The organism is Pseudomonas sp. TYF_14, assembly GCF_043105275.1.
In the GTDB taxonomy this organism is placed as follows: Bacteria; Pseudomonadota; Gammaproteobacteria; order Pseudomonadales; family Pseudomonadaceae; genus Aquipseudomonas; species Aquipseudomonas alloputida.
Genome location: NZ_JBICLK010000056.1, coordinates 69,499 through 82,971, shown reverse-complemented (window position 1 = coordinate 82,971; position 13,473 = coordinate 69,499). Strand labels below are relative to the sequence as shown.

The window sequence follows — 13,473 nt, the reverse complement described above, 5'->3', positions numbered from 1 at the left end:
CTTTGATGTCTCAGTCGATGGAACTGAATCTTGGACCGCGTCCAGCGAGAAAAGAGGCAAGGGGCTAGGTCGTTGGGTCGCCTTCAAAATCGGGAGACGCATAGGTCTTGAAGGCACCCAGTCGATGATGAGTCATTCAGCGCATCATGCCCAGTTCAGCATCATCCATCAGTGCCTTGGCTAACGCGCAAAGGTAGTGCGAAGCCCAGATCAACTGAGGTTTATCTTCCATCAATCCATCCAGAGTCATGTCCCGTGCATAGCCCATCAGCTCGGACGCCTGTTCACGGGCGCTTTGGCAGGGGATGCCGGCTTCGATGCGGAAGAGGGGATGGGTCTGGTTTTCACCTTGGTAGAAGGTGGTTTTGCCGACGGTGAATTTGGTTTCTTCTGTGGACATTGTTCAGTTTCCCCAAGATTGCTTCAGCCTGTACGGGCCTATTCGCGGGTGAACCCGCTCCTACGGGAGCACGGCAGTCTTCAAGGCTGAGGGAGTGCTGGGGAGGGTATCCGCGAAGAGGCCGGCCCAGGCAGTACATCAGCGAGACGTCAGTGCGTAGTGCGAGGTTCAGTGGGCATCTGCACCTGGGCTATTGCGGACTCGAGCAAAGCTCTCAAGGTCTCCAGTTCATGCATCGAGGTCATCATCAGAATCGACGCGGGTGACTTGGGCTGCAGCAGCATTGCCTGATGCACGACAGTTGCAGCGCAAAGCGCGTAATCCGTGGCCTGGATCAGGGTGTCTTCAAGGCAGAGGGACCGGTGGGGTGGGTCTGGAACGATCTTGAGCATGGCGTAACTCCAACGTCGGAAAGTGGAGCTACCTCAACCTTGCTGTCAAACAAGATGGTGGCAGCTGTACGCGGGTTGACAGACCGAGACGTTGGCACTCGGCGCACCACAGGGTGCCCACACGTACAGCCGCCATGAAAGCGAGCACATGAGGACAACGTCAGCGGTCTGTCAAAACCGGTCGCTGAATTGGCAGCGACAGGCCGAGACTAGGGCTGACTATTTCCATGTGCAACGAAAATCAGGCGCGAGGAGTATCTTTGGGAAATGGCCTACAAGGAAGGGGTAATTTCTGATTTTTCGACCCGCTCCCGTTCCTCAAAACTTAAACAGGAAACAGGCGGGCAAAAGAAAGGTTGGGCTGCGGAATCAGGTCGATCAGTAGATTGTCGGTCTACATGACCCCGCCGGTCACCGCCTGGCTTGCCCCAAAGCTTGAGCTTGCGGTCACCGATGATCTGCTGTGCGGGGTAGTGTTCGTACTCGGCCTCACCGCCATGAACATCATCCCCGCGATCAAGGCTGCCATGGGGGTCGTTCGTCACGGCGCGAGGTGCCTGATATGAAAAACATCCTGATTTCAGCGCTGACTGCCCAAGACTTGTTCCTGCGTGTGATGGTCGTGCTCGCGGCCTGCGGCTACCTACGCAAGGTCCGCCCGGTGGATCAGCCACTGCTGAGTGCCGCCCTCTACCTGGTGGCTATCAGCCAATGGCCTTCGCCCTCGGAGGGTCGAGCGGCTTCGCCTGATTGCAGAATCGCAGTGCCAGGCAATCACCGACTACCAGCTTAGAGCTCTAGGTCGCCTTGGCGGCTCTCCTCACTGACCGGTTTAATCAGTTCTGGCCCTTGGTTACGCACGTTGCCGACTGCTTTACCTACGGAGAACCAGCGAAAACCCAGAGCGGGCCGGCATCCAGCCTTGACGATCTCCGCCGCCCGCTCAGGCGCCATGGTGTGCGGTAACTCATAACCGGCTAACGGCTGTGCGCTACTTATTCCAAAGCCAGATTCGGCTCATACAGTTGACTCGTAGGCATCGAACGACTAAAGTCCGGATGCGTCATGATAATCACTCGCAATAAATAAAAGGATTTTATATGAAAGATGAAGCAAAAATGGGTCTCATGGGCTAGCTGCGGTGCTACTTGGTGCTTCTGCTGTTGCGCAAGCAAGTGTTGGCAGCAATACCACCGCATCTGACAACCCGCCGCTGACGACGATTCCTGCCGAAAAAAGTCTTAAGCCATTGACTGTTGCTTCCATCGGTCCTCACCCAGGCGGTCTCGTGCCGAGCTTTGGGCCGCTGAACTTTAACATTACCGCTGTTGTCATCAGGCGTCATCGCCTTTATAGCGTCTCGCGTCTTCGGCAGTCATCGCTAAAGTTATATAGAATGGGATGCCGCTAGTATATCTTGTAAATATGTAGCGAAATATTATTATGAATGATAAGTGGGTGATTGAGTGAGTTGCATTTTTTGCCAGATTGTAAGCGGTACTTCACCTTGCCATATTATATGGGAGGATGAAGGTCATATGTCATTTTTGTCAATTTTTCCTAATACGCCAGGCTTTACTGTGGTTATTCCTAAATTGCACTATGGTAGTTATGCCTTTGAGCAGTCCGACTCGGTTATTCGGGACTTAGTGTTGGCTGCGAAAAAAACCGCGCTGTTGATTGATAGAGCGTTACCGGGCGTAGGTAGAACCGGTATGATCCTAGAAGGCTACGGTGTTGATCATCTACATGCGAAGTTGTTCCCCATGCACGGTACAGGCGTTGATAGTACGTTTAAAAAGATAAGCTCAAGTGTAGATAAGTATTTTGAGAAATATGAAGGATATATTTCTTCACATGATTCGGTTAGGGCGGATGATAAGATACTATCTGAACTTGCTGCCCATATAAAGTCTTGTAACTAATTGATTTGTTGCTCTAATGCGTTCAAGTCCCCCAATCCCATCATTGCGTGCAAAGAACCAAGGATTCTCCAATCAAGTCAGCACAGGCGATCTGACCTGTGCTGAAATAGCCCTGCGTTCAACTGCCCTCTACAAGCCCGCCATACCATAAGGTCTCCAGTACGAGAACCCGTGGATTTCGAGTTCTCACTGACGCACTCAGGCAGAAACTGCCCGTAGGTGGGGTACATGAATCGAATACATGTTCAGCATAAACCCTCTCAGTGCAGCTGTTTGTGGGTTGACAGACCGGGGGCACTGAGAATCCCTGCACACACGAAGGTAACCCACGCACAGCTGCCATAACTGGCATCGCACATGCTCTCAGTGAACCACGGTCTGTCAAAACCGTGCCGCCAATGGGTGGCGACAGGCCGAGACTAGGGCTGACTATTTCCATGTGCAAAGAAAATCAGGCGCGAGGAGTATCTTTGGGAAATGGCCTACAAGGAAGGGGTTATTTCTGATTTTTCGACCCGCTCCCGTTCCTCAAAACTTAAACAGGAAACAGGCGGGCAAAAGAAAACCCGCCGAGGCGGGCTAAGTACTATCACGTAGGGATAGCTTCATCCTGCCCAAGCCACTGTGAAAATTGGGTGAAAGAAAGGTCCCCATAACGTGATCATCCAGAGGGCCCCGCGCCCCCCTCAAAGCTCGGCTTTCTGCCGCTGGTGGCGCTGAAAGCGGGTAACCGCGATCTGGACGGCAGCTGCAACGATGCACAGTAGGCCGACTTTCCAGCTGCCCTCCAGGCCGTAATGCTCGGCGATCTTCCCTGTGATGATGACGCTAACGAAGATGGCGAAAGGCAGGATCAGTTTGTTCATCGGGTGTTCCAGCAGGCTGCAAAGGGCTCGGGTGAATACGCAGTTCACCCAGCGGAAAGGCCGCGATCTTAGCAAATCCGGGTGCGGCGCTCGATCTCACCGGCAACACAAATCCATCGGCGCGCCCCCAGCCCCCCATTGCGAATTTCCTGGTTTCAGCTAACTTATACAAAAACTTGTACAAGCATGAGAGGTTGTACATGTATTGCAAGTGGCCCTTCACCCTGTACTTCGACGGCGCCTGCCCATTGTGCGCTCGGGAGATAGCCTTCCTGCGCAGGCAATCGACCGGGGGAAAGCTCATCCTGGTTGACATCAGTGCTGATGATTTCGATGCAGGGGCGTTGGGCTTGACGGTTGAGCAACTGAGGTCATGCCTGCATGGAAGGTTCGCGAGCGGGCACTGGGTTACAGGCTTGGACGCCACCTTGTGGAGTTGGCGTGCTGCCGATGTGGGCCTGTGGGTCGCGCCACTGGCTTGGCGTCCGCTACGTCCCCTGTTTTCGGTTCTTTACAGGCTGTTCTGTCGATTGAGGCCACACTTGGCCTGGCTACCACATCCCGATGGCGGGCACCGTTGTAACGGTGAGGAGTCCAAATGTCACATTCGTTAGCCGAGCACTACCATGAAATCCTGGTCGGTATTGGTGAAAACCCGCAGCGCGAAGGGCTTCTGGACACCCCCCGGCGTGCGGCAAAAGCGATGCAGTACTTGTGCAACGGGTATGCCCAGGATCTTCACGAGGTCGTAAACGGTGCTCTGTTCGAGAGTGAAAACGATGAAATGATTGTGGTGCGTGACATTGAGCTCTACTCATTGTGCGAACACCACATGCTGCCGTTTATTGGCAAGGCGCATGTCGCGTACCTGCCAACAGGGCGTGTGTTAGGCCTTTCCAAGGTTGCACGCGTGGTGGATATGTTCGCCCGTCGTTTACAGATACAGGAAAACCTCACGCGGCAAATTGCGTATGCCGTGCAGGAAGTCACGGATGCTGCAGGGGTGGGGGTCGTGATCGAAGCCAAGCATATGTGCATGATGATGCGCGGTGTAGAGAAGCAGAACTCGGTGATGATTTCATCCGTGATGTTAGGTGCATTTCGCGACGCCCCCTCGACGCGACACGAATTCCTTAACCTCATTGGACGACACAATTGACATCCGATCTTGAACCGTTGCGAAGGGGCGCCCAGATGAGTTCCGTTGCTACTGCTTTATCTCCAAGCCGCTTCACTGTCCTGGGTTACGGCGGCCTGCTGCCGTTTATTGGTTTGACGCTGCTCATCCTTTTTTGGGCTGAATATCGAGCGTTTTTCTCGATGATGCTGGTCGGCTATGGCGCGGTGATATTGAGCTTCGTCGGTGCCCTTCACTGGGGGTTCGCCATGACGTTGCAGGATTTGCCCGCAAAGCAGCGTCAAGAGCGACTGGTGTGGAGCGTTATACCGGCCCTGATCGGTTGGGTTGGCACGTTGCTGCCTGTGCCGGTGGGGTGTCTGGTGTTGACCTCTGGTTTTGTCGGCCATCTTTGGCAGGATCGCAAGCTGGCGCAAGCCGTGCCTGGGTGATATCTGCCGATGCGCGTGCATTTAACGGCTGTCGCGAGCCTCTGTTTGCTGGTCAGTGCACTTGCGGTGTCCATTCATTTTTGAAACCCCAAGCAACCATTGATGAGTCACTTCTCCGGCCCACCCCAAGTATCTCGCCCGATGCACACAACCCCGTCAAACAGCAAACGGGCCGTCCTCACCAACCCGCACCCCTTGATCACGCCATGTTCCAGGCTGATTTCCACCGTAAATTCCCCACTCGGATGCTCCACCGCCAAACGCTGACGATCACCGCCGGACGTGCTGGCAAGGCCCTGTGCAACCGACCCTTCAATCAAGCAGGCCGTAGCAACACTCACCGCACCAAACACCCCGATGGACGCATGGCAGCGGTGCGGGATGAACGAGCGCGTATTGACCGTGCCGCCGTTGCGCGGTGCCGACAGCAGGCACATCTTCGGCACATTGCGCTGGCTGACATCACCCAGGTTCATGCGTGGGCCCAGTTGCAGGCGGATGGCTTCCAGGCGTGTTTTCAGTGCGCTGTCGGCCTCCAGCGTTTCGCACGGCTCGTAACCGGTCACGCCAAGGTCCTCGGCACACAGCAGTACCACCGGCATGCCGTTGTCGATGCAGGTGACTTCCACACCCTCGACACAGTCGCGGCTGTTGCCGGTGGGCAACAGTGCTCCGCAGCTGGCGCCGGCCACGTCGGCAAACGTGACCACCAGCGCCGCCCCTCGGCCCGGCACCCCATCAATACGGGTATCGCCGGCATACTCCACCTGGCCATCGGCGGTCGGCACCTGGGCGACGGCGATCTGCCCGGTGTTTTCCATGAAGATGCGCACCGGTGTGCTCGCGCCGCTGGCGGCCACCAGGCCGCGCTCGAGGGCGAACGGCCCTACACCGGCCAGAATGTTGCCGCAGTTTTGCCCATAGTCCACCCGCGCCTCGTCCACGACCACCTGAGCGAACAGGTAGTCCACGTCGGCGTCATCGCGCTGCGAAGCGCGGATGATGGCGACTTTGCTGGTGAGCAAGTCGGCGCCGCCGATGCCGTCAATCTGCCGGGCATCGGGCGAGCCCATCACCGCCAGCAGCACCCGGTCACGTAGCGGGCCAGGGGCGGGCAGGTCGTCATGCAGAAAATAGGCGCCCTTGGAGGTGCCGCCGCGCATCAGCAGGCAGGGTATGCGGGTCTGGCCCATGTTCAGCCTTCCAGGTCGGTGAGGTGGTCGACATAACGCAGGCCCTTCGCCGCCAGGCGCGGGCGCATCTCGTAGATGTCCAGGCCAAGCTCGCCGGCGGCCAGGCGCAGGCGTTTGCGTTCTTCCAGGTCGGCGCGCTGGGTGGCGGCTTCGAGTACTGCCTGGGCTTCGCCATGGCGCACCACCACTACGCCGTCGTCATCGGCCACCACGATGTCACCGGCATGGACGAGCTGCCCGGCACACAGCAGCGGCAGGTTCACCGAACCCAGCACTTCCTTCACTGTGCCTTGGGCATTGATGGCGCGGGACCACACGGCAAAGCCCATGTCGCGCAGTGTCTGGCTGTCGCGCACGCCCGCATCGATCACCAGGCCGCGCACGCCGCGGGCCTGGAGCGAGGTCGCCAGCAGGTCGCCGAAATAGCCATCGCTGCACGGCGAACTGGGCGCCACCACCAGTACGTCGCCTGGGCGGCACTGCTCCACAGCAACATGGAACATCCAGTTGTCGCCAGGGGCCACCAGCACGGTTACCGCGCTGCCGGCCACCGCCACACCTTGCTGGATAGGGCGCACGGCAGTATTGAGCAGCCCCTTGCGACCTTGGGCCTCATGCACCGTGGCGACACCCAGCCGGCCCAGGGCATCGATGATGTGTGGCTCAACGCGTGGGATGTTACGCACGACGATGCCGGTCTTGCCGATCAGCCCGCTCATGCCAGGTTCTCCGTCACGCGTGGGAACACGCTCTGCAGGCCTTCGGCGTAGACGATGTTGCGTGCACTGGTGATGCCCACGTTACGCTTGGCTTGCACGCCGCGCTGCAGGGCCACGCGGGTGTAGTACTCCCAGAGGTGTTCCTGGCCGGCCATGCACTGGATGGCGGCATACTTTTTGTCCCACACCGGGGTAATGTCCAGGAACGTGTCCGGGCGCCATTCGCACTGCTCGGGCTGGTGCGGCTCAAAGGCGTACACCGGCGGTGCGCCAACGATCTTCTCGCCCGGCTTGTAGCCTTCAGCCTGCGCGATGATTCGGGCTTCCTGGGCCAGGTGCATGGCCAGCGGGTGGTCGTAGTTGTAAGGGTCTTTGAGGGAGTGGCTGAGTACGAACTCCGGTTGTACCCGGCGATACACATCGGCCAGGCGGAACAGGGTGTCCTTGTTGGCGCGCATCGGATAGTCGCCGATGTCGAAGAACTCCACGCTGGCACCGAGGATTTCGGCCGCGGCCATGGCCTCTTCACGGCGTGCGTCCTTGACCTTGGCTTCGGTCATTTCACCCTTGCGCCACAGCTTGGCAGACTCACCACGCTCACCGAAAGACAGGCAGACCACGTGCATGGCATAGCCTTGCTTAGCGTGCAGCGCAATGGCGCCACCGGCACGCCAGACAAAGTCGGCGGAATGTGCGCTGACCACCAGGGCGGATTTTTGTGGGGTATTCATGGTTCGTTGGCTCCTGCAGTGGGGGTGGGCGCAGGATGTCATTGGCCTGTGCAGGGCACTAATGCGTTCATTTGCAGCGGCTATGCGTTTTATTTATTGCCGGGCAAGCGGGGTAGAGGCATAGTCGCCGCAGTCACGAGCCGAGCGCCGGGAGCCCTTATGATCGATGTCGAACTGCCCAACCTGATGCAAGTCCGCGCGTTCATCCGGGTAGCCGAGCTGGGCAGCGTTTCGCGGGCGACGGAGGTGTTGTTCCGTGCTCAGTCCGTGGTCACCCGCGCCATCGCCGAGCTGGAGGCGCGCTTTGCCGTGCCCCTGTTCGAGCGTCATGCCAATGGCATGCGCCTGACCGACTATGGCGAGTGCCTGCTGCCGCGCGCACAGCGTGTGCTGGCGGAACTGGACGGCGTGTCAAGTTTGCTGGGCACCGCGCAGGGCGAGCCCCTCTACCTGTTTCAGGCGCGGCGCCTGCAGGTGTTCGTGAAACTCTGTGAAACACGGCACATGCAAACCGTGGCGCGGCACTTCGGCCTTAGCCAGCCGGCGGTCAGTGCGGCCTTGAAAGTGCTCGAAGGCGGGTGCGGACAGCCCTTGTTCGTGCGCACGTCGCGCGGCCTGCAGCCCACCGTGGCCAGCCGGGACATTCTGTTCCCCATCCGCCGGGCGCTGAACGAGTTGCGCCTGCTGGACAGTGACCTGAGCGCGATGCAAGGCACCCTGCGCGGGGTGGTGCATGTCGGCGCGTTGCCATTGGGCCGCTCGCGCATTCTACCGGACGCCATTTTACGCTTCACGGCCCAGCACCCACAGGTTCGGGTGGTGACAAACGAAAGCCCGTTCGACCTGCTGGCAACCGAGCTGCGGGTAGGGGATGTGGATTTCGTCTTGGGCGCCTTGCGGCCTCACGATTATGCCAGCGACCTGGTGGGCGAGCCGCTCATCAACGAGGAAATGGTGGTGCTGGCCCGTCGAGGGCACCCGCTGTTGCACACTCACCTGACGCTCAAGGGCGTGCACCAGGCGCGCTGGGTGTTGCCGCGGGCCGGTTCGCCGGCCCGTCAGCTGCTCGACAACTGCTTCGCCGCCGCGGGCCTGACAGCGCCGTGGCCGGTGGTGGAAAGCGCTGATCTGGCGGTTATCCGTGGCCTACTGGTGCGTTCGGACATGCTGGCGGCGGTGTCTGCGCACCAGTTGGCTTACGAGATTGCCAGCGGCGAACTGCAACGCCTGCCGCTGGCACTGCCCGGCACTGCCCGCGCCATCGGCCTCATGCAGCGCAGTGGCTGCCTGCAGTCACCGGCGGCAGTCGCGCTGATGGCCTGTATCCGCCAGGTCATCACCGAGCAGGCGTGAGCCCAGGAGGGGGCCTTAAAGCAGGCTCAGCGGGTAGCTGACGATCAGCCTGTTCTCATCGAAACTGTTGGTGCTGCCCCAGTCCCGGCGCTGGCTGGAGTTGCGCCACTTGAGGTTCAGGGCCTTGAACGGCCCGGACTGGACCACATAGGCCAGCTCGCTTTCGCGGCCCCACTCGGTGCCGTCCTGGGTGCTGGCGTTGTGCACGTTGTAGCCGTGGATGTAGCGGTTCATCAGGGTCAGGCCGGGTATGCCAAGCACCACGAAGTTGAAGTCGTGGCGCACCTGCCAGGAGCGTTCGCGGGCGCTTTCGTAGCTGGAGCCGAAGGCGTCGTTGGCCAGCGTGCCGCCGCTGGCGCCGTTGACCCGGAACCATTCATCATCGCCCATGACCTTCTGCAAGCCGACGTAGAACGTGTTGCCACCCAGCTTCGCCGAGAACAGGCCCGAAGCGGTGCGGTTGTTCAGTTCGCCTGCCTTGGCGCCACCGTCGTCCTTGCCCCAGAAGTAGCCCAGGTTGGCGCCCAGTACCCAGTTGCCCAGCGGCTGTTGATGCTGCACCTGGAAGTAGCGCTGCTGGTAGATGTCTTCCAGCTGGGCATACCAGGCGCCGACCAGGGTGCGCTCCTGGTTGAAGCGGTATTCGCCGCCGGCGAAGTTGAAACGGTCCGAGGTGAAGGCTGTGCGCGTGAACAGGCTCATGTCCTGCATGCTGGCGTCGTTGCGCGGGCTGTTCTGGCGGAACTGGCCGCCATACAGGCTCAGGCCGGCCAGCTCGTTGGAGTTGACCTGCGCGCCCTGCAAGGTTTGTGGCAGCGAGCGGCCGTCATCGGCGCGCAGGATGGGCAGGGTGGGTGACCACTCGCCGACCTTGAGTTCGGTCCTGGAAACCCGCATCTTGCCCGCCAGCGCCGTGCGGCCAAAGTCGTCCGCCGGGCGCCCGTCGTCGTGAACAGGCAGCAATTGCGTGCCGGCGGTGCCCTTGCCGCCATCGAGTTTGATGCTGTAAAGGCCCAGCACGTCAACGCCGAAACCGACCACGCCGGGGGTGTAGCCGGACTTGAAGTCGAGGATGAAACTTTGCGTCCATTCCTCGGCTTTGCCTTGGCTTGCCGTGCCCGTGTAGTCGCGGTTCATGTAGAAGTTACGCAACGTCAGGCTTGCCTTGGCATCGTCGACGAAGCCTTCGGCCAGGGCTTGCAGTGGCAGGCTGGCTGCCAGTGCGAATGTGGGGACGAGCGGGTACAGGGTGCGGCATTTCATTATTTTTATTCTCCAGGGATGGGCAAAGCGCTGCCCGCCAGCGGCGCATCGGCGCTGGGCAGGTTGAATCAGGGGGCGGTGGGGGTGGCGGCGCGGGACGCGCCGTCACACGATCAAGCGGGTTGCATCGGTCAGTTGGGCGCTTTGCCAGCCACCGAGTAGCGAACCTGCTGGTTACGGGTCTTCATGAAGTCCTCGATGCTCTGCCCGCGCATGGCGGCGTAAATGTCCAGGTTGGACACACCCAGTACGGCGCCTAGCTTCTCCAGTACAAAGAAGATCACCCCATAGTGGATCAGCCCACGCCAGTCGCGGCGGCGCAGCAGGTCGCTTTCCTCTTCGCTCAGGCCCGCCTCGCGGTACAGCGCTTCGGGTTCGCTCAGGAAACGCTGGCGCCACTGCGGCTCAATCATGCGATGCAAGAACTTGTTCAGGCGGTAGCCCTTGGCACTGCGCTCCAGGGTGTAGGGGTAGGTGCCTTCAAGCTGCTCAGCCCCTGCCAGCTGATGCTGCATGTGCTGGCGGTGACGTTCGTTGACCGGCGCCGGCAGTGCCTGGTCACGGTTTTCCAGCAGCAGGGTGGCGATGCCGGTCATCGACGGCAGGTAGTAGCTTTGGTGCTTGCGCTCAACGTTGGCAGACAACGCGCCACGCATGATCAGCCAGGTAATCACCTCGGCACCTTCCATGCCGCCGAGCGTGGCGTACTCGGCCAGTGTCATCTCGGTAAGGCGCTGCGGGTCGTTCACCAGCAGGTCAAGGAATTGCGCGTCCCACTCTGGGTTGTTGAAGCCGCAACGCTCGCCGTGCACCTGGTGTGACACCCCGCCGGTGGCGACGATCGCCACCTTGAGGTCTTCGGGGTAGCTCTCGATGGCGCGGCGCAATGCCTGGCCCAGTTTGTAGCAGCGCCGCGCCGTGGGTATCGGCAGCTGCAGTACGCCGACCTGCAGCGGCACGATCTGTACGGGCCAGCTTTCATCGCAGGGCAGCAGCGCCGACATGGGCGAGAAGAAGCCGTGGTCCAGCGGCTTGTCGCGGAAAAAGCTCATGTCGAACTCATCGGCCATCAGGCTCTGGCCGATGTGTCGCGACAGCGCTGCGTGGCCGCCCACTGGCGGCAGGTCCCGCGGGTTGCCCCCTTCATCGGCCACGCCATATTGCTCGTCTACGCCCAGGGTGAAGGCGCTGTAATGGTCAAAGAAGAACGAGGTGATGTGGTCGTTGAAGATATAGAAGAGTACGTCCGGCTGGCGCTGCTGCAGCCACGTGCGGATCGGCTCGAAGCTTTCGAAGATCGGCGCCCAGGCGGCTTCTTCCTGTTTGTCGTGGTCGACTGCGAAGCCGATGGTTGGGGTGTGGGAGACGGCCAGGCCACCAATGATACGAGCCATGCGAAAGTCCTCTGTTACAGGTTACGGCGCGGTTACTGCGGGGGTCGCGCGCAGCCGGGCGTGGCCGTTGGCCAGGATCGCCAGGGCAGCGGCGAATGCCGGCAGGCCGAGGAGGGTGAACAGCAGCGGCAGGCCCAGCCCCAGGCTGAGCACGGCACCACCGATGAGGGAGCCGAAAATGGCCCCGAAGCGCCCGATACCGAGCATCCAGCTTACGCCTGTGGCGCGGAACTCGGTCGGGTAATAGCCAGGGGCGAAGGCGTTCAGGCCGGTCTGCGCACCGCTCATGCAGAACCCGGCAGCCGCCACGCCCACCACCAGCAGGCTCGACTCCAGGCTCAGGGCGCCCAGTGAGACGATGCACAGGCCGCCGAGGGCGTAGGCGATGGCGATGACCCGGTTAGGGTTGCGTCGGTCCATGATCCAGCCGACCACGATTGCGCCCACTGCGCCGCCGATCTGGAACAGCCCCGTGATGGTGGCGGCGCGCTCGATGGACAGCCCGCCATCACGCAGCAGGGTCGGCAACCAGCCCATGGTCAGGTAGATCACCAGCAGGCCCATGAAGTAGGTCAGCCACAGGGCCAGTGTGCCAAACCGGTAGCGCTCGCTGAACAGCTGCCGGGCCGGTGCCTTGTGCTGCGTGGTTGGCTCACTGACGGTAAAGCGGGTGCCGGCAGCGAAGCGGCCGCCAAGCTTGGCCAAGGCTGCCGCAATCTGGCTGGCCGGTGCCTGGCGTGCGGCGAGGAAGCGAGCGGACTCTGGCAGCAGCCACCACAGCAGTGGCAGCAAGGCCAGTGGCAGCAGGCCGCCGGCCAGCAGTACCGACTTCCAGCCGTGATGAGGTATCAGCCAGGCGGACAGGAAGCCGCCCAGGCCCGAGCCCATGTTGAAGCCGGTGAACATGATGGTGATCATCAGCGAGCGGTTGCGTGTGGGCAGGTATTCGGCAAGCAGGGTGGTGCAGTTGGGCATGGCCGCACCCAGGGCAATGCCGGTCAGCAGCCGTAACACAGCCAGCTCATAGGGGTTGCGGGCGAAGGCGCAGGCCAGGCTCAGCAGGCTGAAACCGCTGACCGCGATCAGCAGCACTTTCTTGCGGCCCAACCGGTCGGCGTACGGGCCGGCGGTCAGCGCGCCGATGGCAAGGCCGACCATGCCGGCACTCATCACCGGGCCAAAGGCGGCGCGCGACAGGCCCCAGTCCTGCATCAGCGAAGGCGCGATGAAACCCATGACGGCGACATCGAAGCCATCGAACAGCACGATCAGGAAGCACAGCACCAGGATCAGCCACTGGTAGGCAGCAATGGGGCGGTTATCGATCCAGTCTTTGACATCGATGGGGGCATCGACAGGAGGCTTAAGCATGCGTGGTCACCTTTGTTCTTGTATTGGTGTGAATTGCGCCGGGTTCCGGTAAGGCTTCGAACGCGTAATGGCCCAGCAGCAACCACCCCGCCGGACGACGGCGTGAGGCGGACTGTAATCCCATGGTCCAGGGCAGCGCCTGCGGGATTTCTTTAATGAGATATCCAATTTTTTTATCGCAGACTTCGCGGCGCTAATGTCGCGTCAAGTTGTGCCGCTCGGCAGCAAGCTGTTGGCCTGTAAAAGACCTCATGCGCTGCTGGCGTTGTCAGGCTTCCTGGTGATGATGACGCTTAT

14 protein-coding genes and 1 pseudogene are annotated in these 13,473 nt (G+C 60.5%); 6 read left to right on the top strand and 9 right to left on the bottom strand.

The features are described from left to right. Nucleotides 1-136: 136 nt before the first annotated feature. Complete coding sequence (locus ACF8O8_RS15395) at nt 137-400, bottom strand: DUF3077 domain-containing protein (protein ID WP_003250694.1); 264 nt, start codon at nt 398-400, stop codon at nt 137-139. 149 nt (nt 401-549) lie between these two features. Next, nucleotides 550-792 (bottom strand): hypothetical protein, encoded by a 243-nt coding sequence (locus ACF8O8_RS15390; RefSeq protein WP_014860884.1) that lies wholly within the window; start codon nt 790-792, stop codon nt 550-552. Between the two features lie 398 nt (nt 793-1,190). Between ACF8O8_RS15390 and ACF8O8_RS15385 the strand changes: the two genes are divergently transcribed. Both ACF8O8_RS15385 and ACF8O8_RS15380 read left to right on the top strand, forming a co-directional pair. Beyond that, complete coding sequence (locus ACF8O8_RS15385; RefSeq protein ID WP_392509933.1) at nt 1,191-1,358, top strand: hypothetical protein; 168 nt, start codon at nt 1,191-1,193, stop codon at nt 1,356-1,358. Nucleotides 1,359-2,258: 900 nt separating this feature from the next. After that, on the top strand, nt 2,259-2,717 hold the full coding sequence (locus ACF8O8_RS15380; RefSeq protein ID WP_079732514.1) for an HIT family protein: 459 nt from the start codon (nt 2,259-2,261) through the stop codon (nt 2,715-2,717). A 686-nt stretch (nt 2,718-3,403) separates the two neighbouring features. Here the strand turns inward: ACF8O8_RS15380 and ACF8O8_RS15375 are convergent. Further along, nucleotides 3,404-3,583: a hypothetical protein gene (locus tag ACF8O8_RS15375; protein ID WP_049587653.1), complete on the bottom strand. Its 180-nt coding sequence runs from the start codon at nt 3,581-3,583 to the stop codon at nt 3,404-3,406. A 200-nt stretch (nt 3,584-3,783) separates the two neighbouring features. On the opposite strand from ACF8O8_RS15375, the gene ACF8O8_RS15370 reads away from it, so the two are divergent. The 3 genes and pseudogenes from ACF8O8_RS15370 to ACF8O8_RS15360 all read left to right on the top strand — a co-directional run bounded on the left by ACF8O8_RS15370 (nt 3,784) and on the right by ACF8O8_RS15360 (nt 5,236). Further along, nucleotides 3,784-4,197 carry a thiol-disulfide oxidoreductase DCC family protein gene (locus ACF8O8_RS15370; RefSeq protein ID WP_010953445.1) on the top strand — a complete coding sequence of 138 codons (414 nt, stop codon included), beginning with the start codon at nt 3,784-3,786 and terminating at the stop codon, nt 4,195-4,197. Beyond that, nucleotides 4,182-4,742 (top strand): GTP cyclohydrolase I FolE, encoded by a 561-nt coding sequence (gene folE / locus ACF8O8_RS15365; protein ID WP_010953446.1) that lies wholly within the window; start codon nt 4,182-4,184, stop codon nt 4,740-4,742. The genes ACF8O8_RS15370 and folE overlap by 16 nt, the downstream gene beginning before the upstream one ends. Before the next feature lie 35 nt (nt 4,743-4,777). Next, a pseudogene (locus ACF8O8_RS15360) lies at nt 4,778-5,236 on the top strand (DUF3429 domain-containing protein). Between the two features lie 23 nt (nt 5,237-5,259). Here ACF8O8_RS15360 and ACF8O8_RS15355 read toward each other — a convergent pair. Genes ACF8O8_RS15355 through galB form a run of 3 tightly spaced genes read right to left on the bottom strand, consistent with a single transcriptional unit; the run spans nt 5,260 to nt 7,837 of the window. Further along, nucleotides 5,260-6,345, bottom strand: coding sequence for a 4-oxalomesaconate tautomerase (locus ACF8O8_RS15355; protein ID WP_392509932.1), 1,086 nt, complete (start codon nt 6,343-6,345; stop codon nt 5,260-5,262). Nucleotides 6,346-6,347: 2 nt separating this feature from the next. Next, a complete protein-coding gene (locus ACF8O8_RS15350) occupies nt 6,348-7,064 on the bottom strand; it encodes a 4-carboxy-4-hydroxy-2-oxoadipate aldolase/oxaloacetate decarboxylase (RefSeq protein ID WP_161773953.1) in 717 nt (238 codons plus the stop codon). Beyond that, the gene (gene galB / locus ACF8O8_RS15345) at nt 7,061-7,837 is read right to left on the bottom strand and encodes a 4-oxalmesaconate hydratase (RefSeq protein ID WP_392509931.1); all 777 of its coding nucleotides are present in this window, start codon (nt 7,835-7,837) and stop codon (nt 7,061-7,063) included. Before galB ends, ACF8O8_RS15350 begins: the two co-directional genes overlap by 4 nt. 117 nt (nt 7,838-7,954) lie before the next feature. Here galB and ACF8O8_RS15340 point away from each other — a divergent pair, with 117 nt between their 5' ends. Beyond that, complete coding sequence (locus ACF8O8_RS15340) at nt 7,955-9,148, top strand: LysR family transcriptional regulator (RefSeq protein ID WP_392509930.1); 1,194 nt, start codon at nt 7,955-7,957, stop codon at nt 9,146-9,148. Nucleotides 9,149-9,163: 15 nt separating this feature from the next. Here the strand turns inward: ACF8O8_RS15340 and ACF8O8_RS15335 are convergent, their stop codons facing one another. The 3 genes from ACF8O8_RS15335 to ACF8O8_RS15325 form a co-directional block, all read right to left on the bottom strand. Beyond that, entirely contained in the window at nt 9,164-10,411 is a 1,248-nt protein-coding gene (locus ACF8O8_RS15335) for an OprD family porin (RefSeq protein WP_392509929.1), read from the bottom strand. Between the two features lie 131 nt (nt 10,412-10,542). Continuing rightward, the gene (locus ACF8O8_RS15330; RefSeq protein ID WP_004575382.1) at nt 10,543-11,805 is read right to left on the bottom strand and encodes a gallate dioxygenase; all 1,263 of its coding nucleotides are present in this window, start codon (nt 11,803-11,805) and stop codon (nt 10,543-10,545) included. Between the two features lie 21 nt (nt 11,806-11,826). Next, on the bottom strand, nt 11,827-13,176 hold the full coding sequence (locus ACF8O8_RS15325; RefSeq protein WP_070384012.1) for an aromatic acid/H+ symport family MFS transporter: 1,350 nt from the start codon (nt 13,174-13,176) through the stop codon (nt 11,827-11,829). Nucleotides 13,177-13,473 lie beyond the last annotated feature (297 nt).

Excerpts from the sequence above, each read along its gene's own strand:
- ACF8O8_RS15395 (WP_003250694.1), bottom strand. The coding sequence starts at position 400 with ATGTCCACAGAAGAAACCAAATTCACCGTCGGCAAAACCACCTTCTAC.
- ACF8O8_RS15390 (WP_014860884.1), bottom strand. The coding sequence starts at position 792 with ATGCTCAAGATCGTTCCAGACCCACCCCACCGGTCCCTCTGCCTTGAA.
- ACF8O8_RS15385 (WP_392509933.1), top strand. The coding sequence starts at position 1,191 with ATGACCCCGCCGGTCACCGCCTGGCTTGCCCCAAAGCTTGAGCTTGCG.
- ACF8O8_RS15375 (WP_049587653.1), bottom strand. The coding sequence starts at position 3,583 with ATGAACAAACTGATCCTGCCTTTCGCCATCTTCGTTAGCGTCATCATC.
- ACF8O8_RS15370 (WP_010953445.1), top strand. The coding sequence starts at position 3,784 with ATGTATTGCAAGTGGCCCTTCACCCTGTACTTCGACGGCGCCTGCCCA.
- folE (WP_010953446.1), top strand. The coding sequence starts at position 4,182 with ATGTCACATTCGTTAGCCGAGCACTACCATGAAATCCTGGTCGGTATT.
- ACF8O8_RS15355 (WP_392509932.1), bottom strand. The coding sequence starts at position 6,345 with ATGGGCCAGACCCGCATACCCTGCCTGCTGATGCGCGGCGGCACCTCC.
- ACF8O8_RS15350 (WP_161773953.1), bottom strand. The coding sequence starts at position 7,064 with ATGAGCGGGCTGATCGGCAAGACCGGCATCGTCGTGCGTAACATCCCA.
- galB (WP_392509931.1), bottom strand. The coding sequence starts at position 7,837 with ATGACATCCTGCGCCCACCCCCACTGCAGGAGCCAACGAACCATGAAT.
- ACF8O8_RS15340 (WP_392509930.1), top strand. The coding sequence starts at position 7,955 with ATGATCGATGTCGAACTGCCCAACCTGATGCAAGTCCGCGCGTTCATC.
- ACF8O8_RS15335 (WP_392509929.1), bottom strand. The coding sequence starts at position 10,411 with ATGAAATGCCGCACCCTGTACCCGCTCGTCCCCACATTCGCACTGGCA.
- ACF8O8_RS15330 (WP_004575382.1), bottom strand. The coding sequence starts at position 11,805 with ATGGCTCGTATCATTGGTGGCCTGGCCGTCTCCCACACCCCAACCATC.
- ACF8O8_RS15325 (WP_070384012.1), bottom strand. The coding sequence starts at position 13,176 with ATGCTTAAGCCTCCTGTCGATGCCCCCATCGATGTCAAAGACTGGATC.